Origin of the sequence: Streptomyces sp. N35, assembly GCF_016464295.1 — a bacterium.
Classification (GTDB): domain Bacteria; phylum Actinomycetota; class Actinomycetes; order Streptomycetales; family Streptomycetaceae; genus Streptomyces.
In genome coordinates this window covers 36237-62914 of record NZ_JAEIMH010000029.1, presented here as the reverse complement: position 1 = coordinate 62914, position 26678 = coordinate 36237, and the positions used below count along the sequence as shown (strand labels likewise).

The 26678-nt window shown below is 71.6% G+C and carries 21 protein-coding genes and 1 pseudogene; 4 read left to right on the top strand and 18 right to left on the bottom strand.

Annotation, left to right across the window (positions count from 1 at the left end; translation table 11 throughout):
- Positions 1-104 precede the first annotated feature (104 nt).
- Together JAO81_RS17960 and JAO81_RS17955 are read right to left on the bottom strand one after the other, a co-directional pair.
- A complete protein-coding gene (locus JAO81_RS17960) occupies positions 105-1442 on the bottom strand; it encodes a class I SAM-dependent RNA methyltransferase (protein ID WP_199548872.1) in 1338 nt (445 codons plus the stop codon).
- 95 nt (positions 1443-1537) lie between these two features.
- On the bottom strand, positions 1538-3589 hold the full coding sequence (locus JAO81_RS17955; protein ID WP_199548871.1) for an APC family permease: 2052 nt from the start codon (positions 3587-3589) through the stop codon (positions 1538-1540).
- 162 nt (positions 3590-3751) lie between these two features.
- On the opposite strand from JAO81_RS17955, the gene JAO81_RS17950 reads away from it, so the two are divergent.
- Together JAO81_RS17950 and JAO81_RS17945 are read left to right on the top strand one after the other, a co-directional pair.
- The gene (locus tag JAO81_RS17950; RefSeq protein WP_199548870.1) at positions 3752-4420 is read left to right on the top strand and encodes a TrkA family potassium uptake protein; all 669 of its coding nucleotides are present in this window, start codon (positions 3752-3754) and stop codon (positions 4418-4420) included.
- Positions 4420-5082: pseudogene (locus JAO81_RS17945) on the top strand (TrkA family potassium uptake protein); the annotation flags it as partial. The gene JAO81_RS17950 and the pseudogene JAO81_RS17945, both read left to right, overlap by 1 nt.
- A gap of 84 nt (positions 5083-5166) precedes the next feature.
- On the opposite strand, the gene JAO81_RS17940 reads toward JAO81_RS17945, so the two are convergent.
- The 11 genes from JAO81_RS17940 to JAO81_RS17890 all read right to left on the bottom strand — a co-directional run bounded on the left by JAO81_RS17940 (position 5167) and on the right by JAO81_RS17890 (position 20970).
- On the bottom strand, positions 5167-6012 hold the full coding sequence (locus JAO81_RS17940; RefSeq protein ID WP_307813449.1) for a DUF3159 domain-containing protein: 846 nt from the start codon (positions 6010-6012) through the stop codon (positions 5167-5169).
- Positions 6013-6015: 3 nt separating this feature from the next.
- Positions 6016-6414, bottom strand: a complete 399-nt coding sequence (locus JAO81_RS17935) for an OB-fold nucleic acid binding domain-containing protein (protein WP_165333027.1) — start codon at positions 6412-6414, stop codon at positions 6016-6018.
- A 54-nt stretch (positions 6415-6468) separates the two neighbouring features.
- A complete protein-coding gene (locus JAO81_RS17930) occupies positions 6469-7152 on the bottom strand; it encodes a response regulator (RefSeq protein WP_165333026.1) in 684 nt (227 codons plus the stop codon).
- 98 nt (positions 7153-7250) lie between these two features.
- The gene (locus JAO81_RS17925) at positions 7251-9809 is read right to left on the bottom strand and encodes a sensor histidine kinase KdpD (RefSeq protein ID WP_199548869.1); all 2559 of its coding nucleotides are present in this window, start codon (positions 9807-9809) and stop codon (positions 7251-7253) included.
- Between the two features lie 268 nt (positions 9810-10077).
- Positions 10078-10812 carry an ABC transporter ATP-binding protein gene (locus JAO81_RS17920; RefSeq protein ID WP_199548868.1) on the bottom strand — a complete coding sequence of 245 codons (735 nt, stop codon included), beginning with the start codon at positions 10810-10812 and terminating at the stop codon, positions 10078-10080.
- Positions 10813-10887: 75 nt separating this feature from the next.
- A complete protein-coding gene (locus tag JAO81_RS17915) occupies positions 10888-12000 on the bottom strand; it encodes an ABC transporter ATP-binding protein (RefSeq protein WP_199548867.1) in 1113 nt (370 codons plus the stop codon).
- A 631-nt stretch (positions 12001-12631) separates the two neighbouring features.
- The gene (locus JAO81_RS17910; RefSeq protein ID WP_199548866.1) at positions 12632-15466 is read right to left on the bottom strand and encodes a hypothetical protein; all 2835 of its coding nucleotides are present in this window, start codon (positions 15464-15466) and stop codon (positions 12632-12634) included.
- Positions 15467-15569: 103 nt separating this feature from the next.
- Positions 15570-18773 (bottom strand): ABC transporter permease, encoded by a 3204-nt coding sequence (locus tag JAO81_RS17905; protein WP_307813447.1) that lies wholly within the window; start codon positions 18771-18773, stop codon positions 15570-15572.
- Positions 18774-19077: 304 nt separating this feature from the next.
- Complete coding sequence (locus JAO81_RS17900) at positions 19078-19851, bottom strand: DUF3710 domain-containing protein (RefSeq protein ID WP_199548864.1); 774 nt, start codon at positions 19849-19851, stop codon at positions 19078-19080.
- A gap of 1 nt (position 19852) precedes the next feature.
- The gene (gene dut / locus JAO81_RS17895) at positions 19853-20389 is read right to left on the bottom strand and encodes a dUTP diphosphatase (RefSeq protein ID WP_199548863.1); all 537 of its coding nucleotides are present in this window, start codon (positions 20387-20389) and stop codon (positions 19853-19855) included.
- Positions 20386-20970, bottom strand: a complete 585-nt coding sequence (locus JAO81_RS17890) for a PaaI family thioesterase (RefSeq protein WP_199548862.1) — start codon at positions 20968-20970, stop codon at positions 20386-20388. Before JAO81_RS17890 ends, dut begins: the two co-directional genes overlap by 4 nt.
- 112 nt (positions 20971-21082) lie before the next feature.
- On the opposite strand from JAO81_RS17890, the gene JAO81_RS17885 reads away from it, so the two are divergent.
- On the top strand, positions 21083-21529 hold the full coding sequence (locus JAO81_RS17885) for a DUF3093 domain-containing protein (RefSeq protein WP_199548861.1): 447 nt from the start codon (positions 21083-21085) through the stop codon (positions 21527-21529).
- 63 nt (positions 21530-21592) lie between these two features.
- Here the strand turns inward: JAO81_RS17885 and JAO81_RS17880 are convergent, their stop codons facing one another.
- The 4 genes from JAO81_RS17880 to JAO81_RS17865 form a co-directional block, all read right to left on the bottom strand.
- Positions 21593-22546, bottom strand: a complete 954-nt coding sequence (locus JAO81_RS17880) for a hypothetical protein (protein WP_199548860.1) — start codon at positions 22544-22546, stop codon at positions 21593-21595.
- A 14-nt stretch (positions 22547-22560) separates the two neighbouring features.
- The gene (locus JAO81_RS17875; RefSeq protein WP_165335758.1) at positions 22561-22857 is read right to left on the bottom strand and encodes a DUF4193 domain-containing protein; all 297 of its coding nucleotides are present in this window, start codon (positions 22855-22857) and stop codon (positions 22561-22563) included.
- 394 nt (positions 22858-23251) lie between these two features.
- The gene (locus tag JAO81_RS17870) at positions 23252-24499 is read right to left on the bottom strand and encodes a HAMP domain-containing sensor histidine kinase (RefSeq protein WP_199548859.1); all 1248 of its coding nucleotides are present in this window, start codon (positions 24497-24499) and stop codon (positions 23252-23254) included.
- Between the two features lie 7 nt (positions 24500-24506).
- Complete coding sequence (locus JAO81_RS17865) at positions 24507-25160, bottom strand: response regulator transcription factor (RefSeq protein WP_052575660.1); 654 nt, start codon at positions 25158-25160, stop codon at positions 24507-24509.
- A 453-nt stretch (positions 25161-25613) separates the two neighbouring features.
- On the opposite strand from JAO81_RS17865, the gene JAO81_RS17860 reads away from it, so the two are divergent.
- Entirely contained in the window at positions 25614-25775 is a 162-nt protein-coding gene (locus JAO81_RS17860; protein WP_165335760.1) for a hypothetical protein, read from the top strand.
- Positions 25776-25857: 82 nt separating this feature from the next.
- Here JAO81_RS17860 and JAO81_RS17855 read toward each other — a convergent pair whose 3' ends face one another.
- On the bottom strand, positions 25858-26673 hold the full coding sequence (locus JAO81_RS17855; protein WP_307813445.1) for an inositol monophosphatase family protein: 816 nt from the start codon (positions 26671-26673) through the stop codon (positions 25858-25860).
- Between the last annotated feature and the right edge of the window lie 5 nt (positions 26674-26678).

The window sequence follows — 26678 nt, the reverse complement described above, 5'->3', positions numbered from 1 at the left end:
GCAGGGGCCCCCCCCCCCCGGCGAGAGGGACCGGGCGGCCCGGCGCCTCTCCTTCGCCTACTGGCACCCCGTCAGAAATACCTGACAGAACGCCGGATCGAGCGTCAGGCTTCCTTCTTCACCGGCTCCAGGATCGCAACGCACTCGACGTGGTGCGTCATCGGAAACAGATCGAACGCCCGCAGCATCCGCACCTTGTACCCGCCCTCCCGGAAGTACCCCAAGTCCCGCGCCAGCGCCGCCGGATCGCAGGCCACGTAGGCGATGCGGCGGGCGCCGAGGCCGGACAGGTGGCGGACCGTCTGCTTGCCGGCGCCGGCGCGCGGGGGGTCGAGGACGATGAGGTCGACCTCGTCGATTCCCGTACGGGGAAGGACCGACTCGACCTTGCCCTGTTCGATGCGGACGCGGTCGAAGCCGGACAGGTTGTGGCGGGCGTCCTCCACCGCGCGCTTGCCCGACTCGATGCCGAGGACCGCGCCCTTGTCACCGACGCGGTCGGCGATGGCGCCCGCGAAGAGGCCGACGCCGCAGTACAGGTCGAGGGCCATGTCGCCCTTGCGCGGCAGCAGTCCCTGCATGACCGCGCGGACCAGGGTGTCGGCGGCCTTCGGGTGGACCTGCCAGAAGCCGCCGTCGCCGACGCGGTACGTGCGGTCGTCGGCGCGTTCACGGACGAAGGCGCGGCCGTGGACACGGTGGACCGCGCCGTCCTTCTCGCCGATGCGCTGGACGGAGACCGGCTTGTCGAGTTCGACGATCGGCAGGCGCATCCCCGGCCGCGGGGTGAGGATCACCTGGCGGTCCTGGGAGCCCGTGGCCGCGATCGCCTCGATGGAGGCCATGCCGTCCCACGTGCGCTTCTCGATGCCGAGTTCCGTGACACCCTCCGCCGCGATCAGGCAGCGGTCGATCACCTCGACCTCGTGCGAACGGTGCCGGCGCAGACCCGCCTCGCCCGTCGAGGCGTCGACCGCGTACTGGACGCGCGTACGCCAGGCGGGCACCTCACCCGCGGGCAGCTTGTCACCGTCGGCCGGCATCACCGTGCCGTCCCAGCCGGCCTCCTCGGGCGTGAGGCCCGCGAGATGCTGCAGCTGTTCGGCGATGACCTCGCCCTTGAGGCGGCGCTGGGCGCCGGGCTTGGCGTGCTGCCAGTCGCAGCCGCCGCAGCGTCCGGGTCCGGCGAACGGGCAGGGGGCCTCGATGCGGTCCTTCGAGGCCTCGATGATCGTCACCGCGTCCGCGCGCAGGAAGCGCGCGCCCTCCTCGCCCTCGGTGACGCGGGCGATCACGCGCTCGCCGGGCAGCGTGTGCCGTACGAAGAGGACCTGGCCCTCGGACGTACGGGCGATGCAGTGGCCGCCGTGCGCGACGGGGCCGACCTCGACCTCGTACTCCTCCCCGACCAGCGAGTTCTTCGAATCAGAATCTGCCTGCATGGCGGGGTGGCTCCAAAAAGGGGTGAGCGGGCGGGTGGACGACAACCCACGAGTCTACGTGGGGTTCGTCCGCCCGCCCGCCACGAGCGATCAGCTCAGCCGCGCCCGGTCGGCTCCTTGGGCGCCTTCTTCTCCACGGGACCACGCCGCACCGCACCCGGCGCGTTCCACTCCGAGCGCTTGCGGGCCCGCTTCTTGGCGACCTCCGAGGACTCCAGCTGGTACGGGACGGAGGTGACCATGACGCCCGGAGTGAAGAGCAGGCGGCCCTTCAGACGCAGCGCGCTCTGGTTGTGCAGCAGGTGCTCGTACCAGTGACCGACCACGTACTCGGGGATGATCACGGAGACCGCGTCGCGCGGGCTCTCGCGGCGCAGGTTCTTGACGTACTCGATGATCGGGCGGGTGATCTCGCGGTACGGGGAGTCGAGGACCTTGAGCGGGACGGTGATGTTGCGCCGTTCCCACTCCGCCTTGAGCACCTTGGTCTCGGCCGGGTCCACATTGACGCTGAGCGCCTCGAGGGTGTCCGAGCGCATCAGCTTCGCGTAGGCCAGGGCCCGCAGCGTCGGCCGGTGGATCTTGGAGACCAGGACGATCGAGTGCACGCGCGAGGGGCGGACGCTGTCGTCCGAGGGTCCCTCGGGGGCGGCGATCTCCTCGGAGACCCGGTCGTAGTGCTTACGGATCGCGCTCATCGTCACGTAGAAGATGACCATGCCGAGCAGCGCGACCCACGCGCCGTGGGTGAACTTGGTGACCAGGACGACCACCAGGACGAGGCCGGTGAAGAAAGCGCCGAAGGTGTTGATCGCGCGCGAGCGCACCATGTGGCGGCGCTTGGCCGGGTCGCGCTCGGAGCGCAGATGGCGGTTCCAGTGCCGGACCATGCCGGTCTGGCTGAGCGTGAACGAGACGAAGACACCGACGATGTAGAGCTGGATCAGCTTGGTCGAGTCGGCCTCATAGACGACGACAAGCACCGCGGCGGCGCCCGCGAGCAGCACGATGCCGTTGGAGAACGCGAGCCGGTCGCCGCGGGTGTGCAGCTGGCGGGGCAGATAGCGGTCCTGCGCGAGGATCGAGCCGAGCAGCGGGAAGCCGTTGTACGCGGTGTTCGCGGCGAGGAAGAGGACGAGGGCGGTCGCGGCGGCGAGGATGAGGAAAAGGAACGATCCTTCGCCGAACACCGCCTCGGCGACCTGGGAGATCACCGGGTGCTGCACGTAGTCGCTGCCGACGGCCTGCCCGTTGTTGATCAGATCGTGCGCGGGGTTCTCGGCCATCTTGACGTTGCTGGCCATGGCGAGCCCGATGATGCCGCAGAACATGGTGACCGCGAGGGCGCCCATCAGCGCCAGGGTCGTCGCCGCGTTCTTCGACTTGGGCTTGCGGAAGGCGGGGACGCCGTTGGAGATCGCCTCGACACCGGTGAGCGCGGCGCAGCCGGAGGAGAAGGCGCGAAGCAGCAGGAAGACGAGCGCGAAGCCGGCCAGGCCCTGGTGCTCGGGCTTGATCTCGTAGTCGGCCGTCGGGGCCTTCAGGGTGTCGTCGAGAACGATGCCGCGGAACGCACCCCACGCGATCATCAGGAAGACACCCACCACGAAGACGTACGTGGGGATCGCGAAGAGCTTTCCGGATTCCTTGACGCCGCGCAGGTTCATCAGGGTGAGCAGCACGATCACACCGACCGCGCAGAGCACCTTGTGCTCGACGACGAACGGGACCGCGGAGCCCAGGTTCTCGATGCCCGAGGAGATCGACACCGCGACGGTCAGCACGTAGTCGACGAGCAGGGCGCTCGCGACGGTGAGACCCGCCTTGCGGCCGAGGTTGGTGTTGGCGACCTCGTAGTCGCCGCCGCCGCTCGGATAGGCGTGCACGTTCTGCCGGTACGAGGCGACCACGGTGAACATCAGCACCACGACCGCGACCGCGATCCAGGGGCTGAAGTGGTACGCCGACACGCCCGCGATGGACAGCACCAGAAGGACTTCACCGGGTGCGTACGCCACCGAGGACAGCGGGTCGGAGGCGAACACGGGGAGTGCGATGCGCTTCGGCAGGAGCGTTTCGCCGAGCCTGTCGCTGCGCAGTGCGCGCCCGATCAGAATCCGTTTGGGCAGGTCGGTCAGTTTGGACACGGTGAGGATCGTAAGCGTTCGAACGGGGGCCCGCGCACCGCGCCGGGCGCGTGTGTAGCTTGGCCTGTGGTCTGAGACCCTGGTGAGGGCGCAAAGACCGCGTCAAGGCGCTCACAGCCGCCTCGGACTCTTAACGGAACATTGACAGCCGGAAGGACGGTCGTGCACATCGTCATCATGGGCTGCGGACGAGTGGGTGCCGCTCTCGCGCAGACCTTGGAGCAGCAGGGGCATACGGTCGCCGTGGTCGACCAGGACCCCACGGCCTTCCGCAGGCTCGGTTCGGGATTCGGCGGCCGCCGGGTCACCGGAGTCGGGTTCGACCAGGACACCCTCCGCGAGGCGGGTATCGAGGACGCCGGCGCCTTCGCCGCGGTCAGCAGCGGCGACAACTCGAACATCATCGCCGCGCGCGTCGCCCGCGAGATGTTCGGCATCGAGAACGTCGCCGCCCGTATCTACGACCCGCGTCGCGCCGAGGTCTACCAGCGCCTCGGCATCCCCACCGTCGCCACCGTCCGCTGGACCGCCGACCAGATGCTGCGCCGGCTGCTGCCCTCGGGCGCGGAGCCGCTGTGGCGCGACCCCACCGGCGGGGTGCAGCTCGCCGAGGTGCATGCCTCGACGGCCTGGGTCGGACACAAGATCAGCAAGCTGCAGGAGGAGACGGGCGTCCGTGTCGCGTTCCTCACCCGGCTCGGCGAGGCGATCCTGCCGTCGTCGCAGACGGTTCTGCAGGAGGGCGATCTGGTGCACGTCATGATGCGCACCGACGAGATGGAGAAGGTCGAGGCGGCGTTCGCCGAGGGCCCCGAGGAGGGCGGTCACTGATGCGCGTCGCTATTGCCGGAGCCGGTGCCGTGGGCCGCTCCATCGCGGGCGAACTCCTGGAGAACGGGCACGAGGTCCTTCTCATCGACAAGGCGCCCACCGCCATCTCGGTGGAGCGGGTGCCGCAGGCCGAGTGGCTGCTCGCCGACGCCTGTGAGATCACCTCGCTCGACGAGGCGGCCCTGCAGCGCTGCAACGTGGTCATCGCCGCGACCGGCGACGACAAGGTCAACCTGGTCGTCTCGCTGCTCGCCAAGACCGAGTACGGGGTGCCGCGGGTCGTGGCCCGCGTCAACAACCCCAAGAACGAGTGGCTGTTCAACGAGTCCTGGGGTGTGGACGTCGCCGTCTCCACGCCGCGGCTCATGTCGGCCCTGGTCGAGGAGGCCGTCAGCGTCGGCGACCTGGTGCGGCTGCTGCGCTTCAGCCACGGTGACGCCAACCTGGTCGAGCTGACCCTGCCGCCGGAGTCCGCGCTCGCGGGCACCATGATCGGCGACATCGCCTGGCCCGAGGACACCTCGCTGGTCACGATCATCCGCGGTACGCGGGTGCTCTCGCCGACCCACGAGGACTCCCTGGAGGCCGGTGACGAGCTCCTGTTCGTGGCGGCCCAGGCGCGTGAGGAGCAGCTGGAGGATCTCCTGTCGGTACGGCGGGAGCCCGGGCGCCCCTGGGCCCCCCGGGAGGTAGGGGGGGGGGGCCCCCGGCGGGTGCCGGGTCCCCCCTCCTCGTATACGCGCGTCCTATTGCTTGCGGTGCCGTGCCCGCTGGGGCTCGTCCTGCGTGAGGCGCTGCAAGGTCTCGTCCACCAGGGGATCCATCTGCTGCGCGAAGCGCTCGTCCGTGGCGGCCGCGCGCTCGCGGGCCTCCTTGGCCTCCTGCTCGGCCTTCTCCTTCGCCTCCATCTCGGCGAAGACGTCGATGGGCGGCGGAGCCTTCGCCAGGAACACCCACGTCAGCCAGACGGCGAGCAGGAACGGCGGGATCTTCAGGGCGATCAGCACCCAGCCGAACTTGGTGGTGTCGGCCCACCAGTACATCGGGAAGAGGATCGCGCACTTGGCGAGCAGGATCAGGCCCCAGGCCCAACTGGCCTTGGCGTACGCCGTCTTGCGGCCCGGGTTGCGGGTGCGCCAGGAGAGGTTCTCCTTGAAGACCGGGCCGAGGATCAGGCCGATCAGCGGGACACCGCAGAGGGTCGTGATGATGTACGCGAGGGCGAGACCGAGCGTGTAGAGCATGCCGGGGAGATAGAAGTCCTTGGCATTGCCGGTCATCATCGCGAAGACCACACCGAAGGCCACGCCGAAGACACCGCTGAAGGCGTGCTTGACGGTGTCGCGGCGGGCCAGGCGGGCCACGAGGAGGAGCAGGGAGACACCGAGCGCCGCGATCGCGGAGAGGTGCAGGTCCTTGTTGATGGTGTAGATCGTCACGAAGAGCAGGCCCGGCAGGACCGTCTCGATCATGCCGCGCAGTCCGCCGAAGGCCTCGAACAGGGCGGCTTCGGTGACCGCCTGCACATCCGTGTCCGGCGCCTGGCCGTCCGGCCCTGCGTTTTCGTCGGTCGGCTTGTCGACTGACGTCACCGGCTACTCCCGTCCGAGCGGTCTGAGTTCGTACTTGGGGTTGAACAACACCCGGCGTCCGCGGTCCACGGAGATACGGCCCGATGCGATCAGCTTGCGCCCCGGTTCTATCCCCACGATGGAGCGTCTGCCGAGCCACACCACGTCCAGCGCGGCGGTGCCGTCGAACAGCTCGGCCTCGAGCGCCGGGACTCCGGCGCGTGGCCGCAGGGTGACGGTGCGCAAGGTACCAGTAACGGTGACGATCTGCCGGTCGTGGCAGTCTCCGATACGGGTGCAGCCCGCCGTTGCCGCGTCCTCCTGCAGCTCCTCCGACTCCAGCTCCTCCTGGGAGGTGGAGAGCCGGTCCAGCATGCGGCGGAAGCGGCCTGCCGGCTTCTGCGTTCGCGGAACGTCACTCATACAGGAAGCCTACCGGGATGGGCGCGGGTTACTCCTTGGCGCCCTCCCCCGCTGTCAGCGCTCGAAGCGGTAGCCCATCCCCGGCTCGGTGATGAAGTGCTTCGGATGGGACGGGTCCGCCTCCAGCTTGCGGCGCAGCTGGGCCATGTACACCCGGAGATAGTTGGTCTCGGTGCCGTACGACGGGCCCCAGACCTCCTGGAGCAGCTGCTTCTGGCTGACGAGACGTCCCGTATTGCGGACGAGGACTTCCAGGAGGTGCCACTCCGTGGGCGTCAGGCGGACATCGCGGCCGTCGCGGTGGACCTTCTTCGCGGCCAGGTCGACGGTGAAGTCGCCGGTGTCCACGGTGACATCGTCGTCGGCGCCCGCGACCGGCTCCGCACGGCGTACCGCGGCGCGCAGGCGGGCGAGGAGTTCGTCCATGCCGAAGGGCTTGGTGACGTAGTCGTCCGCGCCCGCGTCCAGGGCCTCGACCTTCTCGTCCGAGCTGTGCCGGGCCGACAGGACGAGGATCGGGACCCTGGTCCAGCCGCGCAGGCCGCGGATGACGTCCACGCCGTCCATATCGGGCAGGCCGAGGTCGAGGACGATCACGTCGGGGTGGCGGGCGGCGGCGAGCTGGAGCGCGGAGGCTCCGTCCGCGGCGGCGTCCACCTCGTACTTGCGCGCCTTGAGGTTGATGACGAGGGCGCGGACGATCTGCGGTTCGTCTTCGACCACGAGCACCCGGGTCATGCGGTCCTGCCTTTCTGCCGATCTGCGATCGGGGTCCGGTCCATGCTGTTCAGTCTGCGCCGAAGTCGGGACGCGAGGGGTTCGTACGCCCGGGCTCGTCATGTCGTGGCCGATGCGTTGAGTTCGGCCTGCGGGCGCTCGGGCGTACGGGCGGCGCGCAGGGTCAGCACCATCGTGAGGCCGCCGCCCGGGGTGTCCTCGGCGCTGAGGGTGCCGCCCATCGACTCGGTGAAGCCGCGCGCCACCGCGAGACCGAGGCCCACTCCGGCGCCGCGGGGCGCGTCCCCGTACCGCTGGAAGGGTTCGAAGACCCGCTCCTTGGCGTCGTCGGGGATGCCGGGGCCGCGGTCCACGACCCGGATCTCGACGCGGTCGCCGATCGCGCTGGCCGAGACCCGCACCGGTTTGCCGCCGGGGCTGTACTTCACGGCGTTCTCCACGATGTTGGCGACCGCCCGCTCCAGGAGGCCCTTGTCGACGCTGACCATCGGCAGCGACTCGGGGATGTCCAGGTCGGCGGCGCCCTCGGGGACTCCGCCGAGCGCCATCGGCACCACCTCGTCGAGGTCGATCTCGCGGATCAGCGGGGTGACGGTGCCGGTCTGCAGACGGGACATGTCGAGGAGATTGCCCACGAGGTGGTCGAGCCGGTCGGCGCCTTCCTCGATCCCGGCGAGCAGTTCGGCCCGGTCCTCCTCGGACCATTCGATGTCGTCCGAGCGCAGGGAGGTGACAGCGGCCTTGATGCCCGCGAGCGGGGTGCGCAGATCGTGCGATACGGCGGCGAGCAGGGCGGTACGGATGCGGTTTCCCTCGGCAAGGGTGCGGGCCTGTTCGGCCTCGGTCATCAGGCGCTGGCGGTCCAGGACGACGGCGGCCTGGGCGGCGAAGGCGGCGAGCACCCTGCGGTCCTCGGCGGGCAGGACCCGGCCGGTGAGCGCGAGGGCCATGTGGTCACCGACGGGCATGTCCACGTCGGCGTCCTCGGGCCGCTCGATGGGGCCGGCGTCACCGGTGGGGGATCCCACGCTGCCGGCGCGGGTCCACGGGTCGACATCGCTCTGCCGCTCCAGGAGCGCCACGGACTCCATGTTGAAGGTCTCGCGGACCCGTTCGAGCAGGGCGTCCAGGGTGGTCTCGCCGCGCAGCACACTGCCGGCGAGGAAGGAGAGGATCTCGGATTCGGCGCGCAGCCGGGCGGCCTGGTGCGTACGGCGGGCCGCGAGGTCCACGACGGAGGCGACCGCGACGGCGACGCCCACGAACACCGCGATCGCCACGATGTTGCGGGGGTCGGCGATCGTGAAGCGGTGCAGCGGCTCGGCGAAGTAGTAGTTGAGCAGGAGCGAGCCGATCGCCGCCGAGGCGAGCGCGGGCAGCAGGCCGCCGAGCAGGGCCGCGGCGATCGTCAGGGACAGGAAGAGCAGCATGTCGTTGGCGAGCCCGAGGTCGCCCGGGATCGCGTTGAGCACCAGCGTGAGCAGCGCGGGCCCGGCCGCACCGGCCAGCCACCCGGCGATGATCCGCGCCCGGCCGAGCCGCGCCCCGCGGGCGACGGGCAGTCCGCGCCCCTTGCCGACCGCGTCGTGCGTGACGATGTGGACATCCAGGTCAGGGCCCGATTCCCGGGCCACCGTGGCGCCGACGCCGGGCCCGAACACGTACTGCCAGGCCTTGCGGCGGCTGGAGCCAAGCACGATCTGGGTGGCGTTCACCCCGCGCGCGAACTCCAAGAGCGAGGCAGGCACGTCGTCGCCGATGACGTGGTGGAAGGTGCCGCCGAGGTCCTCGACGAGGGTGCGCTGCAGGGCGAGTTCCTTGGGCGAGGCGTTGGTGAGGCCGTCGCTGCGGGCGATGTAGACGGCGAGCACCTCGCCGCCGGCGCCCTTCTCGGCGAGCCGTGCGCCGCGGCGGATCAGGGTGCGGCCCTCGGGGCCGCCGGTCAGGCCGACGACGATGCGCTCGCGCGCCTGCCAGGTCGACTTGATGTTGTGCTCGCCGCGGTACTGCTGGAGGTACTCGTCCACGCGGTCGGCCACCCACAGGAGCGCCAGTTCGCGCAGGGCCGTGAGGTTGCCGATCCGGAAGTAGTTGGAGAGCGAGGCGTCGATCTTGTCCGGCTTGTAGATGTTGCCGTGCGCCATCCGCCGGCGCAGCGCCTGGGGCGACATGTCGACGAGCTCGATCTGGTCGGCGTGCCGGACCACCTCGTCGGGCACGGTCTCACGCTGCCGTACGCCGGTGATCGACTCGACGACGTCGCCGAGCGACTCCAGATGCTGGATGTTCACCGTGGATATGACGTCGATCCCCGCCGTGAGCAGCAGCTCGACGTCCTGCCAGCGCTTGGCGTGGCGCGAGCCCGGCACATTGGTGTGCGCGAGCTCGTCCACCAGGACGACCTGGGGATGGCGGGCGAGCACCGCGTCCACGTCCATCTCGGTGAACGTGCTGCCCCGGTGCTCGAGCTCCCGGCGCTCGATCTGCTCCAGACCGTGCAGCATCACCTCGGTGCGCGGCCGGTCGTGGTGCTCGACGAACGCGACCACGCAGTCCGTACCGCGCTCGACCCGGCGGTGGGCCTCGGACAGCATCGCGTACGTCTTGCCGACGCCCGGTGCCGCACCGAGATAGATCCGAAGCTTGCCGCGTCCCATGGCCCCATTGTCTTTCAGATCGCCGCCACAGCCTGTTGCCCGCGGGTTCGCACCTGCTGCTCACCCTCGGGCGCAGCTCACGATCGGCTGCCTGTGCTGGGTCGACCTTAAGACCGGGAAGTCGGGACAAAAGGCGCGGAGGGCGCGGAGGGGGGTCTCTTTGACGGGATTCTGATGGGGCAGGCCGTACGCGGCTGACGGGTTCGGCGCGGCTGACGGGTTCGGCGCGGCGGCCAGGGCCCGGTCGGCCCTGGCCGGGTGCCTTCGGTCAGTCGCCCTCGACGATCTCGCCGTCGCTCAGCTCCAGGACCCGGTCCGCCAGGTCCAGCATCGCCGCGTCATGGGTGGCGACGAGGGCGGTGACCCCTTCGCTGCGGACGACCGCGCGAAGGAGCTCCATGACCGCGTGCCCGGTCTCGGCGTCGAGCTGGCCGGTGGGTTCGTCGCAGATCAGCAGGGCGGGCCGGTTGGCGAGCGCGCGGGCGATGGCCACGCGCTGCTGCTGGCCGCCGGACAGCTCGCCGGGGCGCTGCTTGGCGTGGTCGGCGAGGCCCACCAGGGAGAGCAGCAGCGCGACCCGCTCCTCGCGCTCGTCGGGGTCGGCCTTGCGCAGCCGCAGCGGTACGCCGACGTTCTCGGCGGCGGACAGGATCGGGATCAGTCCGAAGGACTGGAACACGAAACCGATACGGTCCCGGCGCAGCGCGAGCCGTCCGTTCTCACCGAGGGAGCCGATGTCGAGGCCGTCGACGGTGATCGTGCCGCCGTCGGGCGAGTCGAGGCCTCCGACCAGGTTGAGCAGCGTGGTCTTGCCGGAGCCCGAACGTCCCTTGAGCGCCACGAGTTCGCCGCGCGGCACGCTGAACGACACCCCGCGCAGCGCGTGCACCGCCGCTGCCCCGCTGCCGTACGACCGGTGCACCCCGTCGACGACGACCATCGGCGCACCGTCACCGGCCCCGGCTGCCATCGTCTCCGTGGCGCCGCTCGCGCTCTGTGTCATGCCCAACCCCCCGTACGCTCCTGTGTTCCGCGCCAGTATTCGTCACCGCCGTGCGGGCGGGCAATGGACGAGTTGCTATTCCGCGGGATCCGGCGCCGCGGGCCCGTCCGTTGTGTGCGTCGTGGTCCGGTCCGCTGTGTGGCCGGCGGGCCCGTCCGCTGTGTGCGTTGTGGATCGGTCCGCTGTGTGGCCGGCGGGCCCGTCCGCTGTGTGTGTCGTGGACCGGTCCGCTGTCCGGGTGGCGGACCGGTCCGCCGCCCAGACGCCGACGTGGTCGCTCTCGCCGGTCAGCCGGACCCGTCCTTGCAGCCCGTACCGCTCGACGTACTCCCGTGGCAGCTGCAGCCGACCGGCGCGGTCGAGGACCGTGAACTCCTCGGCGAACTCCCGCTCCCCGCCCCGCAGCGTCTCCGTGGAGGTGCGCCCGTCGCGGATCCGTACCGTGCGGCGTACCTGCTCGGAGACCTGCGGGTCGTGCGTGACGACAAGGACCGTCGCGCCCAGCTCCTCATTGGCACGGCGCAGTGCGGCGAAGACGTCCTCGCCGCTCGCGGTGTCGAGTTCGCCGGTCGGTTCGTCGGCGAGCAGCACCCGGGGCGCGTTGGCGGTGGCGACCGCGACGGCGACCCGCTGCTGCTCGCCGCCGGAGAGCTCGGAGGGCCGGCGGTCGCGGCAGTACGCGAGCCCCAGCGTGCCGAGGAGTTCGGCCGCGCGCTCCTGCCGCTTGCGCCGTGGCACCCGGGCGTACTTCATGGGCAGCGCGACGTTCTCCTGGGCGGTGAGATACGGGAGCAGGTTGCGGCCTGTCTGCTGCCAGACGAAGCCGACGGTGGCACGGCGGTAGCCGAGCCGTTCCCGCCGCCGCATGGCGAGCAGATCGTGCCCGGCCACGCGGGCACGTCCGGCGGTGGGCAGGTCGAGGCCGGACAGGATGGACAGGAGCGTCGACTTCCCGGAGCCGGACGCGCCCACGAGGGCCACGCACTCGCCTTCGGCGACGGTCAGGTCGAGCCCTTGGAGGGCCTGCACCTCGACCTCTTCGGTGCGGTAGACACGGACGAGGTTGTCGCAGACGATCACGCCGTCCTCGGGGCCGCGCGCGGGTGCGCGGCGCGCGCGTGCCTCCAGGTCGGCGAGCAGGGGAACGCTCGACTCCCGTTCGGCACCCGCCTGTTCAGGTCGGCTCATGACTCCTCCGTCCGGTGGGGGTGGGATCGATCCGGTGGGCGTGGGTTGGGGGTCGCGCCGTCGCCGGGGGGCGGCTGCTGTCCCGTCGGTCTCCGGCCGACGTCGCGTCGGGCCATGGTTGTCGGGCCGTCGGTGCGGGGGCGTCCTGGTGGCGATACGGCGCCGTTTCGCGGTCGGCACGTGGCCGTTTCGCCGTCGGTACGCGGCCGTCCCAAGGGCAGCACGGCGCCGTTTCGCGGTCGGCACGCGGCCGTTCCGCCGTCGGCACACGGCCGTCCCAAGGGCAGCACGGCGCCGTTTCGCCGTCGGCACGCCGCCGGTCCCCCGGCCGTTCGCCGCCCCCCCCAGGGCCCCCCCGCCCCCCTCGGCACACGCCCGCCCCAAGGGCAGCACGGCGCCGTTCCGCCGTCGGCGCGCGGCCGTCCCGCCGCCGATACGCGGCCGCCCCAAGGGCAGCACGGCGCCGTTTCGCCGTCGGCACGTGGCCGTTCCGCCGTCGATACGCGACCGTCCCAAGGGCGATACGCAGCCACCCCACGCCGACACGGGTCCGTGCCCTCGCCGGTACGCCGCCGTTTCGCCGTCGGTACGCCACCGTTCCCTCGCCGATCCGGCACCGTCCCACCCCGCCTCACTCATCCCCCCTCCCCACGCGCAGCACAGCACCCAACCCACGCCGCCTCCCCAGCCACGTCTCCACCCCGACCGCCCCCACGACCAGCAGGCCGCATCCCGCGCCGAGCACCACGGTCAGGAGTACGTCGGCATGCAGCCCCGGGTCGCCGGGGCCACCCGTGAACTCCCCCAGATCCAGGGCCGGTCCGAGGAGAGACGGCAGCGCGAGGCCGAGCGCCGTGCCGCCCACGACCGCCGCGAGCACCATCGGCAGCAGCTGCAGCAGATGCAGCACCGCCGTCTGCCGGTCACCGAGCCCCATCGTCCGCAGCCGGGCGGCCGTACGCCCGCGCGCCGGGGCGGAGAGCAGCAGCTCGAGGACCAACGCGAGCAGCGCGAGGACCACGGCGAGCGCGGTACAGGCGGTGTGGGCGCGGGTCAGGGCGCCCACCAGGTCGTCGTCCGCGACACGGGTCAACTCCTCGTCCAGGATGAGCAGTTCCCCGGGGCTGACGTCCGGAGCGGTCCGCGGAACGAGGCTGCGCAGCCGGTCCGCGCGGATCCCGTCCCCGTAGAGCAGCAGGGCACTCTGCTCGAACTGGTCCTCCGCCACGCCCCGCAGCGCCCGCAGGTCGGTGAGCAGCAGTCGCTCGGGCAGTTCGGCGGTGTGCAGCGGCCCGAGCGCCCGGTCGCCCGCGGCCGCGTCACTGAGTACCCCGGTGACCTTGAGCTGCAGCTTCCTGCCGCCGAGCTCCGCTTCGAGCCGTTCCCCGACCCGCGGCCCCCCGCGCGCGAGCACGGGGACCGCACCGTCCGAAGCGGGCAGTGCCGCCGTGGCATGAGCGGCGGCCGAGTCGGGTGCGGCCGTGCGCAACGCCTCCGTATCGACGCCGAGCAGACTGGTCGATCCGTACGGGGCGCCGCTCGAGCTGTTGCGCGGGCTGATGCGCAACTCACCCACCCGGGCCGAGTGTTCGACCCCCTTGGCACGCGCCAGCTCCTGCGCCGCCGCCGGGTTGAACCCCGCACCGAGATACGCGGCGTCCGCACCGACCCGCCACCGCGCGCCCTCCACCCGCCCTTCGGCGAGCGTCCCGGCCACGAGCCCGCCGAACACAGCACCGGCCAGCGTGACCACCAGGACGAGCAGGGCGAGCGCCCGCGTGGGCGCCTCCTTGGCCGCGCGAAGCAGCCCGATCAGGGCCACGGTCCCGCGGCGGCGCGCGGCCACGCGGGCGAGCAGCCGTACGGGCAGCGGATAGCAGCGCACCAGGACCACCACGGTGGCGAGCCCCAGGAGCGCCGGCACGGCCGCGAGCAGCGGATCCGGTCCCGCCTCCGCACTGGTCCCGCGCGAGCGCAGCGCCCACACCCCGGCCGCCGCGAGCAGGAGCAGCGCTGTTTCGGCGACGGCCCGCCGGCCCCGTATCGCCGAAGTGCGCTCGCGCAGCAAGGCCCTGTCCCGTACGGCGAAGAAGGTGACGAGCGGCAGGAGCAGCCAGCAGCCGAACGCCGCCAGCACACCCCGGCCCGTCGCCGTACCCTCACCGACCCGGGAGGCCGCCGCGAGTCCGGCCGCAAGACCGAGCAGCAGGCCGGGCAGCGTATGTCCGGCACGCGCGACCGCGAGACCGAACGCCGAGGCGCCACGCGCCCGTTGGAGCCGGTGCACGTCGAGCCGCCGGCGCAGCGCAAGGAGCGCCGTGACCACCGCGGCGGCCAGGGCGACGACGGCGAGGGTGGCGAACCCGAAGGCCACGACGGCCTGACCCTGGCCCCACTGACGTCCGAACTCGTCCAAGGCGACGGGCAGTCGGGAGGTGAATTCGAGACCGCTGCTGGGGTTCATACCGAGCCGGCATTGGACCCCGCCGAACATGGCCATGTCACAGAACTGCTCCGGCGCCACCTCGCCGGTCTCGACGAGAGCGCGCTGGAGTTCCCGTCGCCCGTCGGCCCCCGCGGACTGCCGGGCCTCCGCTTCGTTCAGGTGCAGCCGCATGCCCCACTGGACCGAGAGCCGCAGGCCCGCCTGTGCCTGCAATTCCAGGATCGACCCGGGTGCCGTGAGCGCCATCGCCTGGTGCGGTCTCTCAGCGCTCCCGGCGCTCCCGCCACTCTCGGCGCTCCCGGCGCTCCCGCCACTCTCGGCGCTCCCGGCGCTCCCGGCGCTCTCGGCGCTCCCGCCACTCTCAGCGCTCCCGGCGCTCTTCAACGGCGCGACAAGAAGCGGCTCCTGACGCCACAGCCGCGCATCTCCGCCCGTGGCGAAGACGCCCACGACCACCGCGGTCGCCTGGATGCCCTGCTGCCCGCCCCGGCCGAGTTCGAGCCGTTGGCCGACGCGCAGCTTCAGGCCGTCCCGGGTGGCTGCCGAAACGGCGATCTCCGGGGTACCGGCCTTGGCCCGCGGGGGGCGGCCCTCGACGTAACCGCCCTTGCGGGGCGCGTCGGTGGCGTGCATCAGCGAGAGACGTGCGGGCCCGGCCTCCGTGACGGTGTCGACACCGGGCAGGACGAACCGCGCGGAATCGGTGCGCAGTTCACCCGGCAACTGGGGCGAGGCCCAGGAAAAGGACTCGAGCTCGTCGCCGACGTCGGTCATGGCCTCGGCGAGCCGCCGGCCCGGGTCCACGGCGTTCTCCGGTGCGACCTCGAGACGCACGCTGTACGTGACGCCGGGCGCCGTGTCCTGCGCCTGGACCAGCCGGTCGGCGAACGCCCGTCCCGCCAGCTGGTCGATGAAGGCGGGCGCGGCGGCCGTGACAGCGGTGAGCAGGGCGGTCAGCAGCGCCAGACAGGCAAGCAGCGGAAGGTCACCGCGCACACCCCGGAGCGAGAAGCGTTTCATCCGCACCCTTCCCCCTGTGCGCGGCTCCACCCGACACCGCGTCCCGGGCCGACGGCCGCGTGGGACTCACCACGCGAACCCGCCCCCCACAACCCGGACCCCGTCATCCGTCATCCCCCGCCCGCAACACCCGTGCCAGATCCACCCGTCCGAGATAGCGGGCCGCGAGCGTGACCACGCCGCAGATCAGGACGGTGGTGGCGCCCGCCGTGAGCAGGACCCGCCCCCAGGGAACCTCCGTGGCAAGCGCGGGGAACACCGGACGCCCGCCGGCGTCCACCGTCACCACCGGCATGATCAGCACGGCCAGTACGGCACCGAGGACGGTGCCGAGCACGGCCGCCACCGCGGCGAGGCCCAACTGTTCCGTCCAGAGATACGCGGCCAGTTGACGCTTGCGTACCCCGATCGCCCTGAGCAGGGCGAACTCCCGGCTCCTGGAGCGCGCGGCGAGCGCGGTGTGCAGCGTGAACGCCACGACGGCGAACGGCGGAGCGAGCGCCAGGCACAGCGCGAGCGCGGCCTTGGCGCCGCGGCGCAGCGGATCCGCGGCCAACTCCGCGCGGGCCGTGGACACATCGAGCGCCTTGCCGAGCCGTGGTGTCGCACGCATCGCGCGGGCCGCCGCCTGCGCGCCACCGTCGTCCGTACGGGCCCACCAGAAGCTCTCGGCCCCGGGCGCGCCACCGCTCAGCACCAACTGGGCGGTGAGCGCACGGGAGTCGACGAGGAGCCGCGGCCGGTCCCGGTTGAGATCGCCCGGCACGGCTTCGATCCTGCCGATGATCTTGAGCCGGGCGCTCCCGCCTGCCGGCTGCCGCACGGTCACGGTGTCCCCGACGCCGGCGATCCCGGAGGCGAGCATCCTGGCGTCGGCGAGCGCGGGCGCCGGCGGGGGCTGCGCTTGGGGCGCCTCGACAGCGAGCCTGATCGCCCGCACAGGGAAGGCGAGTGCGGTGTCGGGCCCCCGCAGGACCGCTTCGATCAGCAGGCCCGGCCGCTCGGGACTCGTGGAGCACAGCACCGGCCCCGGTGCGTCGCCGGGCCGGTCCCGCGGTTCGGCGTCGGGGCAGCCGGCCACCTCCAGGTCGGGTGCGGGCTTGAACAGGTCGCGCCAGCGCCCGGGTTCGACCAGCTCGTGCACCTCGTCCACCACCAGCCGGTAGGTGCGCCGCACGGTCTCGTCCGGCATGGCGAGCCCGAGCTGTACGAGACGGGTGGCGCCGGCCGGCACGGGAAGCCGCACCTTACGGGCCGCCGCGCTCTCCGTCAGCTCGACCTCTCCGGCGTGCACGCGGCCGTCGCCGCCCTCGAAGTACGCAGACAGCCGTACGGGGTCGGCCGTGCCGGGTCCGTCGGCGACAAGCCTTACCCGCAGGAAGAGTTCCTTCGGGGCGCCGATGAGGCGCAGCCCGTGTTCGGGGATACCCGCACCCAGCCGCGCACGCTCCTCGGCATCCAGGGAGGGAAGCGCGTCCGCCCCGGTGTCCACAGCGGTGACGCCCACCGACTCCTGTGCGACCGAGGCGTCCACCTCGATCACCGGCGTCACGGCCCGCACCCCGGGCAGCCCCTCGTACGCCGCTCTGCGTTGCTCCCCCGCGAGCCGGTCGGACGGATCGATCCGCAGGTCGGAACCGACCCGGAAGGCCGCCTGGTCCTGGTCCCCGCGCTCCAGGATCACCAGCGCGGTCGAGCTCAGCGAGGCCACGGCCAGTGCGAGCGTCACCACGAGCGCGGGCCCGGCGTGCCCGGCCGCACGCCGCCCCAACTGCCAGCCGCCGAGCGGCAGTACGAAGCCGGCGCCGCGCTGTGCGAGCGGGTCGAGCAGCCGGGCGGCGGGCGGCAGCAGCCGCAGCACGAGCAGTGCGGCGGCGGCAGTCATCACCACGGGGGCGAGGACCAGGACCGGGTCGACCGTCGAGGCGCTGCTGACCGGCGAACGGTACTGGCGCAGCTGCAGCCAGCCGAGCACGGCGACCGCCGCGAGCACCACATCCGCACCCAGCCGCTGCGCCGCGGCGAACCGCGCGGGCCGCCACCGCAGCCGGCTCACGGCCCGCCGGTCGCGTACGGACCGTACGACGGGGACGAGTACGGCGACGCCGTGCACGAGGACCGCGAGCGCGGCGGCGGTCCAGCCGGCGGCGAGCAGCGCGGAGCCGGGCAGTTCGCCCTCCGCCAGACCCGTGCGCCGCAGCAGGGCGAGCAGTGGCCCGGCGAGGAACGGTGCCGCGATCCCGGCGGGCACGGCGAGCACCGCCCACTGCGCCGCGGCCCCGGCGGCGAGACGCAACGTCCCCGCACCGCGCGCGGCGAGCAGCGCGAGCTCCGCCCGCTGGTGTGCGGCCAGTTGGCGTGCGGTGAGCATCAGGGCGGCGAGGGCCAGGGCGGCGAGCAGCGACGCGGGGATGTACAGACCGGCCCGCGATACGGCGATCGGTGTCTCGAGCCGGTCGAGGGCGGGCCCGAGTCGCGAGGCGAACTGGAGTTCACGGCCCTCGGGCGGTGCCTTTCCGCCGAACAGCGACAGCATCGGGTCACTGCTGCGGAAGGCGGCGGCCCGCTCGCTCAGGCCGTCGATGTCCGCGAGCCGGAACTGTTCGGCGTCCGGCACGGCCAGCCACGACCGGACACTGTCCCCGGCGAGCTGCGGTGTCCCCGTGATCGTGGCCGACGGGACGACCGCCAGGGTGTCGGTCCCGCCGAACATGCCGGTCAGGCTCCGCCACAGCGCGGCGGAGTGCGGCCGGGGCCGGTAGATCCCGGTCACCTCGACCGGCAGCCGCGTATCGCCCGTCGTCTGTACGGCGAGGGTGTCGCCCGGCCGGGCCCCGAGCTCCACGGCGAGCGGCTCGGGCAGCGCCGTCTCGGCCGTGCCGTCGGACCGCGGCCCGGGCAGCCTGCCGCTCACGACCTCGGCGTGCTCGCGTACGGACTCGAGGGAGACGAGCGCCATCGTGACGTCGCCGCGTATCTGTCCTTCGGCATCGGCGACCGAGAGCTCGGTGGCCTGGTTCTTCGGCACGCGCCATGCGTCATAGGTGCGCTGCGGTACGTCCCCGTACGCCCGCGCCAGCGCTCCGCGGACCGCGGCCCCGATCCGCTCGTCCGTCCGCTCGCTGCCGGGCGCATAGGGCCCGCTCACCGAGACGACCGTGTCCTCGTCCACCGCCAGCCGCTGCCGCGCGGCGCCGAGGACGGCCTGCTCGGTCAGCGCCGCCAGAGCGGCCAGTACGGTCGCGGCAAGCAGCACGGCAAGTCCGGCCGCGCCGAGAACCAGGCCGTGATGCCGCCCTCGGCGCACCACGGCAGGCGTGAGCCCGCTCCCCCGCACTGATCACCCCCGTGTCGAGGGCACAGTATGGGCTGACGCCGACGAGCCCCGCAATGGCCGTGCGGCTGCCGCAACTCGCGCACGCGAAGGGCTCGTTGCCACCCTTGCCGTTGAACGACCCGTTCCGCTGCCGGGCCGCCCCGTGCGGGAATCCACTTCGCCAGGCGGACATCCGCTCACCCCGCCTCGGGATCCCGGGGCCGTCCGGCCCCACTCATGCGTGAGGGCCGCACCCTTCGAGAAAGGATGCGGCCCTCACACAGAACGAAAAACCTCAGCGGACCTCGGTGGTCTCCGGTCCGCGCTGCAGCTGGCCCATGCCGCCGGAGAAGCGGGACTCGGCCTGGGACTCCTCCTTGACGCCCTCGGGCACCATCTGGGCGTCCTCGGGCAGCTTCAGGACGATGGGGTCGCGCGGGGCCATCGGACCCTCGCCGCGCACCACGACGGTGTCGCGGAAGATCTGCTCGAGCAGTCCGGCGGCCTGCGGCTGCACCGCACCCTGGCCGGAGATGACACCGCGCAGGAACCAGCGCGGCCCGTCCACGCCGACGAAGCGCACGACCTGGACACCGCCCGTGCCGTCCGGCAACTGGACCGGGACCTGCGCCCGCAGCTCCCAGCCGAGCGGGCCCTCGACCTCGTCGATCACACCGCCCTGCTTGGTGATACCGGAGGCGATCTCCTCACGGACCTCGCCCCAGATGCCCTCCTTCTTGGGGGCGGCGAAGGCCTGCAGCTGAACCGCGCTGTCCTGCAGCACCACGGTGGCCGCGACGATGGCGTCACCGGCGACCTCGACGCGGAGCTCCATGCCCTCGACACCGGGCACGAACAGACCGCCCAGATCGACCCGGCCCTCGGCAGGGCGGCCGACCTCGGAGACATCCCACGGCCCGTCGGGGCGCGGGGCCGGCGGAAGGTTCACCCGTCCCGGCTCGCCCTCCTTGTCGACCGCGGTCTCTCCCTCTGGGCCCGTGCCCTCGACGACCTGCTCGGTCTCGCCTGCCGCAGCCTCGGCCGCGTCCTTCTTACGACGTCCGAACACGTCACTGTCCTTCCCGGTCGGATACGACCGAAGCGTATCGATTCCCACCCTTGTCGGCGGCCGTACCGCCCGCGTCGCCGTCCACCGCGGCATGGCCGCCCGTGGACCCGAAGCCCCCCTCGGCCCGCGCCGATCCGGGAAGCTCCGCCACCTCGTGGAAGCGCACCTTCTCGACCTGCTGGACGACAAGTTGGGCGATCCGGTCGAAGCGCTCGAACCGCACGGTCTCGCGCGGATCGAGATTCACCACGATCACCTTGATCTCCCCACGGTACCCGGCATCCACGGTCCCGGGGGCATTCACCAGAGCCAGTCCGCAGCGTGCGGCGAGCCCCGAGCGCGGGTGCACGAAGGCCGCGTACCCATCGGGGAGCGCGATAGCCACACCGGTCGGCAGTACCGTCCGCTCCCCGGGGGCGAGTTCACAGGCTTCAGTCGTACGGAGGTCCGCACCGGCATCGCCCGGCAGCGCGTACGCGGGCAGCGGGACCTCGGGGTCGATGCGCCGGATCTGCACGTCGAGGGGCGGGTTGCTCACGGGTTCACCTCGAAGGCACGTGCGCGCCGCCGCTGGTCGGGATCGCTCATCGCGGCGTTGATCTCCTCGGGCCGTCCGTTGTCGATGAAGTGGTCGACCTTCACCTCGATGAACAGTGCGTCGGCCCGCACCGCGATCTGCCCCTCGGGCCCGCCGATCCGCCCCACGGCCGTGGAGTAGATCTTGCGTCCGGCCACCGCGGTGACCTCGGCCTCCAGGTAGAGCACCGTGTCGACGGGCACCGGCCGTACGAAGTCGGTCTCGAGCCGTCCGGTGACCGCGATCGCGCGCAGCAGCCAGTTCAGCGAGCCGAGCGTCTCGTCGAGCGCCGTGGCGAGCACACCGCCGTGCGCGAGACCGGGGGCGCCCTGGTGCTCGGGCTTGACGGTGAACTCCGCGGTGATCGTGACGCCTTCGCCGGCCCGCGCCTGGAGCTGCAGTCCGTGCGGCTGTGCGTCGCCGCAGCCGAAACAGTGCGCGTAGTGCGCACCGAGCAGTTCACCGGGGGGCGGTGCGTCGGGGTGCCGCACGGGCGCCGTGGCGTCATCCGGGGGCGTCAACGATGGTGTTCGTCCACTCACAGGCGGAGACCTTACCCGCCCACCCGTCACCCACCACCGCCCTACCTGACTGCGCTGCGCGCAGGCACCCCTCGATCACCCTCCGCCCCGAGCACCATGCCAAGCTTGACCCATGCAGCAAGCCACCGAAACGTACGACGAACGCCTCACCGCTCCCCGCTCCTGGTGGGTGATCGCCTTCTTTGTGGGCATCTCGTGCGCGTTGATGCTGCTGCCGCTCGGCACGCTCCCGATGCTCGGCGGTCTGATCGGCGGCGCGGCCCTCGCGTCGGTCCTGGTCAGCTCGTACGGCTCGGCCCGCGTCCGCGTCGTGGCCGGCTCCCTGGTGGCGGGCCAGGCCCGTATCCCGCTCACCGCGCTCGGCGCCCCGGAGATCCTCGACCCGGAGGAGGCCCGCGCCTGGCGCACCCACAAGTCGGATCCCCGCGCGTTCATGCTGCTGCGCAGCTACGTGCCGAGGGCAGTACGCATCCCGGTCACGGATCCGGCCGACCCGACCCCTTACGTGTACGTGTCGACCCGTACGCCCGAGCGCCTGGTCGACGCTCTGACCCGCTAGCCCCGGACGAGACCCCAGGGCCTGTCCGGCAGGCCCTCAGGGCCCGATCCACAAGACAGACCCTCAGCCCTCGAGCTCTTTGCGGTCGGTCGCGGCCAGCGGATTCAGTGGATCCAGCGGGTCCACGGGCCGCTCAAGAGGCGGCAACGCGTCCAGCGTGTCCCAGGGCACCTGATGCGCCCGCAGGTCCTTACGGACCTTCTCCGCCAGCTTCTTCGTGTCGCGGCGGTTCATTACCGCACCCACGGCGGCCCCGACCATGAACGGCATCAGGTTCGGCAGGTTCCGCACCATGCGCTTCATGATCTGCTGCCGCAGCTCGCGCTTCACCTGCCCGCCGAGCGCCGCGTTGAGCGTCTGCGGCTTCTTCACATCGATGCCGCGCTCCTCCGTCCAGGAGGTCAGATACGCGGTGGAGCGGGACTTGAGCGCACCGGGCGGCCGAAGCCCGTACACCTCGTGCAGTTCGGCGATGAGCTTCAGCTCGATCGCGGCCACCCCGGTGATCTCGGCGGCCATCTCGGCCGGCATCGCGGGCGGTACCGGCAGCATCGCCGCGACACCGACTCCCGCGCCGACGGTCGAGGCGGCGTTGGCCGCGCCGGCGACCAGCTTGTCGGCGAGCTGCTCGGGGCCGAGGCCCGGGAACTGCCGCCGCAGCGTGGCGAGATCACGGACCGGAACGCGCGGCGCGTTCTCGATGATGCGGTCGGCGAGATAGCCGATCCCGGCCTTCGCGCTCGCCTGGCCCTTGCGCACTCCTTGTTTGACCTTGTCGAGCCTGCGCGACGGAGCGACGGCGCCGGCGTCGCCGTCCGTCGTGGAGACCTCTGCGCCCGCTGTCACGGGCGCGACGGTGCCCGCTGGGGCGGGACCGTGCGTGGCTTCCGTGGGTTCGAGCGAGGCCGCATGGCCTCGCTCGTCGTCACGTGCGCCTTCCGAGGGTGCGGACGCCTGCGAGCCGTCCGCCTTCCGCTTCCGGAACAAACGCTTCCGGGGCGGGGTCGAGCCAGTCACGGCCGACCCACGCCTCAGTCGCAGTCGCGGCAGATGGGCTGGCCGTTCTTCTCGCGGGCCAGCTGGCTGCGGTGGTGGACCAGGAAGCAGCTCATGCAGGTGAACTCGTCCGCCTGCTTGGGCATGACCCGGACGGCCAGTTCCTCGTTCGAGAGATCTGCGCCGGGCAGCTCCAGGCCTTCCGCGGCCTCGAACTCGTCGACGTCGACCGACGAAGTCGACTTGTCATTCCGCCGGGCCTTCAGCTCTTCGATGCTGTCGGACTCGACGTCGTCATCGGTCTTACGTGGGGTGTCGTAATCCGTTGCCATGTCGCTCTCCCCCTCTGGGTGTCTGCGGTGTCTCCAGCGCACGTAACGCGTGAGAGGCCGGACTTGTGCCCGACCCGAGGCGGAGATTTTGCCTCACATCAAGGTCTGTTACTCAATCGACACCCAACCGCCCCTCCCAAGAGGTGATCGTTTGGATGGCGATCGGGACCGTACACGGTCCCTTTATTGCACTCCACGGGCGCCACCCCGTGTACTTCCCGTGATCAAGACCCCTGAAAACCCTGGATTTTCCGGGCTTTCCGACATCCATGGCGATCACGGAGAGTAGACGGACGAAAATTCGCCCCTGTGATCGATTCCACACGGCCTCCTCGGGCTCAGGTCCCGAAAATTCCGCTAAAAGCGAACTTCGCGGCGGATCCGCGACAGCATCTCAGATCGGCAGGGTGACTCGCATCACGAGACCACCCCCCTCACGCGGCTCGGCGATGATACGGCCCCCGTGGGCCCGCGCCACCGACTGAACGATCGAGAGCCCCAGTCCGACACCCTTGTCGCTCCCGGTCCTCTCCGTGCGAAGACGCCGGAAGGGCTCGAAGAGGTTGTCCACCTCGTACGCCGGCACCACCGGACCCGTATTGGACACCACGAGCACCGCCTGTCCGTGCACGGCCTCCGTGGTGACCTCCACCCAGCCGTCTTCGGGGACGTTGTACCGCACGCCGTTCTGGACGAGGTTGAGGGCGATGCGCTCCAGGAGCACGCCGTTGCCCTGGACGACGGCGAGAGCGCGCTCTCCGCGGATCTCGACGCCCTTCTCCTCGGCCTCGGGACGTACCTGGTCAAGGGCGCGCGAGGCGACCTCGGCCAGGTCCACGGGCTTGCGTTCGACGATCTGGTTGTCGCTGCGGGCGAGCAGCAGCAGGCCCTCCACCAGCTCCTCGCTGCGCTTGTTGGTGGACAGGAGCGTCTTGCCCAGCTGCTGGAGCTCGGCGGGCGCGCCGGGGTCCGACAGATGCACTTCGAGGAGCGTGCGGTTGATCGCCAGGGGCGTGCGCAGCTCGTGCGAGGCGTTGGCGACGAAGCGCTGCTGGGCCGTGAAGGCACGCTCCAGGCGGTCGAGCATCTCGTCGAAGGTGTCCGAGAGCTCCTTCAACTCGTCGTCCGGACCGTCCAGTTCGATCCGCCGGGTGAGGTCCGAGCCGGCCACCTGACGGGCGGTACGGGTGATCCGGCCGAGCGGTGCAAGGACGCGTCCCGCCATCGCGTAGCCGAAGCCGAAGGCGATGACGCTGAGGCCGAGCAGGGCGAGCAGCGAACGGCTGAGGAGGTCGTCGAGGGCCTTCTGGCGCTGGTGGTCGACGCAGACGCGCGCGGCTTCGTTGAAGGTGTCGACGCTGTCGAACGAACGACCGGACAGTGCGGGGCAGGCACTGGAGTCGATCTTCACCTCGCCGCTGACGATGCGGAACGGCATCTCATTGCCCACGTGCACGGCCTGTGCCGCCAGCAAGTAGATGATCGAGAGCAGCAGGATCCCCGCGATCAGGAACATCCCGCCGTACAGCAGGGTGAGCCTTATGCGAATGGTCGGACGGAGCCACGGGAACGGCGGCTCGGTCTTGTGGGGGTCCCACGTCGGCTTGGGCGGCGCCGATGGAGGCGCCGGAGAGGCGGCCATGGAGGGATCAGATCCGGTAGCCGGAGCCGGGGACCGTGACGATCACCGGGGGCTCGCCGAGCTTGCGGCGCAGGGTCATGACGGTCACACGGACCACGTTCGTGAACGGGTCGGTGTTCTCGTCCCAGGCCTTCTCCAGGAGCTGCTCGGCGGAGACCACCGCGCCCTCGGAGCGGAGCAGCACCTCCAGAACGGCGAACTCCTTGGGCGCGAGCTGGATCTCGTTGCCGTCGCGGAAGACCTCCCGGCGGTTCGGGTCCAGCTTGATGCCGGCCCGCTCGAGGACGGGCGGCAGCGCGACGGTGGTGCGCCGGCCCAGGGCGCGTACGCGTGCGGTGAGCTCGGTGAACGCGAAGGGCTTGGGCAGATAGTCGTCGGCGCCCAGCTCCAGGCCCTCGACCCGGTCGCTGACGTCGCCGGACGCGGTGAGCATCAGGACGCGCGTGGGCATCCCGAGCTCGACGATCTTCCGGCAGACGTCGTCGCCGTGGACGACGGGCAGGTCACGGTCGAGTACGACGACGTCGTAGTCGTTGACGCCGATGCGTTCGAGGGCCGCCCCGCCGTCGTACACGACGTCCACGGCCATGGCCTCGCGGCGCAGTCCGGTGGCCACCGCATCGGCGAGCAGCTGCTCGTCCTCGACGACGAGTACGCGCACGTCGCTGTCCCTTCTGTGAGCCCGGTGAGCGGGCTGAATCCTGATGAGCCCGCTGGGCAGAGGGCCGCCTCACCGACCGCCCTGCCGCATGAGCGACAGGTTCCGGTCACATGGTGATGCCTCCATCCTGCCCCTTTGGGCCGTAAACCGGCTGTAAGACGGCGGGTGAGGGCTTGGGAGCGGGGTGTCCCGGGGTTTCCGGGGGCTTCCTGTTCGTCGCCCCCGGCATACGGGAATCAACAGATCTCCGGGCAGGTTGAGGTTTCCGCGACAGGAACCCAGGGGAGGACGGCCTTACACCCGCGATCACTCTTTGCAAGTGGCACGCCACGAACCGTTCTTGTGGAGCGGCACCCGCACCGCATCCGTCGAGACGGCAAGAGACGTGATCGCCCCTTCCCGAGGGCACACCCCCGTGCCACCGACACTCGACCCACGACGAGGGGGCGCACCATGGACGCATTCACCGCAGGGCTGCTGCAGCGCATAAAGGCCACGGAGACGGACCTCACGCGGGCACGTGAGGACGGCGACGACTTCCTCGCGGAGGTGGAGCAGGCAGAGCTGGACGATCTGCACCGCCTCGCCGCGGAGCACGGCGTGCAGGTGGCCTAGCCACCGGCACATACGGAGGGGCCCACCGCATCGCATGCGGTGGGCCCCTCCGTATGTGCCAGTACGTGGGTACGGGCGCGCGTCAGTCGTGCCAGGCACCGAACTCGTCGAGCAGGGCCTGCAGCGGTTCGAAGACGCCCGGGGTCGCCGCGACCGTCAGATCGTTGGACGGGCGCTCGCCGGGGCGGCCGCCGCTGAGGGCCCCCGCCTCACGGGCGATCAGGTCGCCCGCCGCGAGGTCCCAGGGGTGCAGGCCGCGCTCGTAGTAGCCGTCGAGGCGTCCCGCGGCCACGTCGCACAGGTCGACCGCGGCCGAGCCGCCGCGCCGGATGTCGCGGAGCAGCGGGATCAGCCGGCCGGCCACCTCCGCCTGGCGGGCGCGGACCTTCGCGACGTAGTTGAAGCCCGTGGAGACCAGGGCCTGGTCCAGGGGCGGCGCGGGGCGGCAGGCCAGCCTGCGCTCACCGGCCCAGGCGCCGGTGGCCCAGGCCCCGTGCCCGCGCACCGCGTAGAACGTCTCGCCGCGCATCGGGACCGCGACGACGCCGACGACACTCTCGCCGTCCTGCTCCGCGGCGATGGAGACGGCCCAAGTGGGCAGCCCGTAGAGGTAGTTGACCGTGCCGTCGAGCGGGTCGACCACCCAGCGGACGCCGCTCGTGCCCTCGATCGATGCGCCCTCCTCACCGAGGATGCCGTCGTGCGGGCGGCGCTCGGTGATCAGACCGGTGATCAGCTTCTCCGCCGCGATGTCCATCTCGGTGACGACATCGATGGGACTGGACTTGGTCGCGGCGACTGCCAGATCGGCCGGACGCCCGTCCCGCAGCAGCGCTCCGGCGCGGCGGCCACCCGCGGGGGCGGGGGCGGGAAGTCCCGCATGCGGGGCGTTGACCACGTGGT

Excerpts from the sequence above, each read along its gene's own strand:
- JAO81_RS17960 (WP_199548872.1), bottom strand. The coding sequence starts at position 1,442 with ATGCAGGCAGATTCTGATTCGAAGAACTCGCTGGTCGGGGAGGAGTAC.
- JAO81_RS17935 (WP_165333027.1), bottom strand. The coding sequence starts at position 6,414 with ATGAGTGACGTTCCGCGAACGCAGAAGCCGGCAGGCCGCTTCCGCCGC.
- JAO81_RS17930 (WP_165333026.1), bottom strand. The coding sequence starts at position 7,152 with ATGACCCGGGTGCTCGTGGTCGAAGACGAACCGCAGATCGTCCGCGCC.
- JAO81_RS17925 (WP_199548869.1), bottom strand. The coding sequence starts at position 9,809 with ATGGGACGCGGCAAGCTTCGGATCTATCTCGGTGCGGCACCGGGCGTC.
- JAO81_RS17920 (WP_199548868.1), bottom strand. The coding sequence starts at position 10,812 with ATGACACAGAGCGCGAGCGGCGCCACGGAGACGATGGCAGCCGGGGCC.
- JAO81_RS17915 (WP_199548867.1), bottom strand. The coding sequence starts at position 12,000 with ATGAGCCGACCTGAACAGGCGGGTGCCGAACGGGAGTCGAGCGTTCCC.
- JAO81_RS17910 (WP_199548866.1), bottom strand. The coding sequence starts at position 15,466 with ATGAAACGCTTCTCGCTCCGGGGTGTGCGCGGTGACCTTCCGCTGCTT.
- JAO81_RS17885 (WP_199548861.1), top strand. The coding sequence starts at position 21,083 with ATGCAGCAAGCCACCGAAACGTACGACGAACGCCTCACCGCTCCCCGC.
- JAO81_RS17875 (WP_165335758.1), bottom strand. The coding sequence starts at position 22,857 with ATGGCAACGGATTACGACACCCCACGTAAGACCGATGACGACGTCGAG.
- JAO81_RS17870 (WP_199548859.1), bottom strand. The coding sequence starts at position 24,499 with ATGGCCGCCTCTCCGGCGCCTCCATCGGCGCCGCCCAAGCCGACGTGG.
- JAO81_RS17860 (WP_165335760.1), top strand. The coding sequence starts at position 25,614 with ATGGACGCATTCACCGCAGGGCTGCTGCAGCGCATAAAGGCCACGGAG.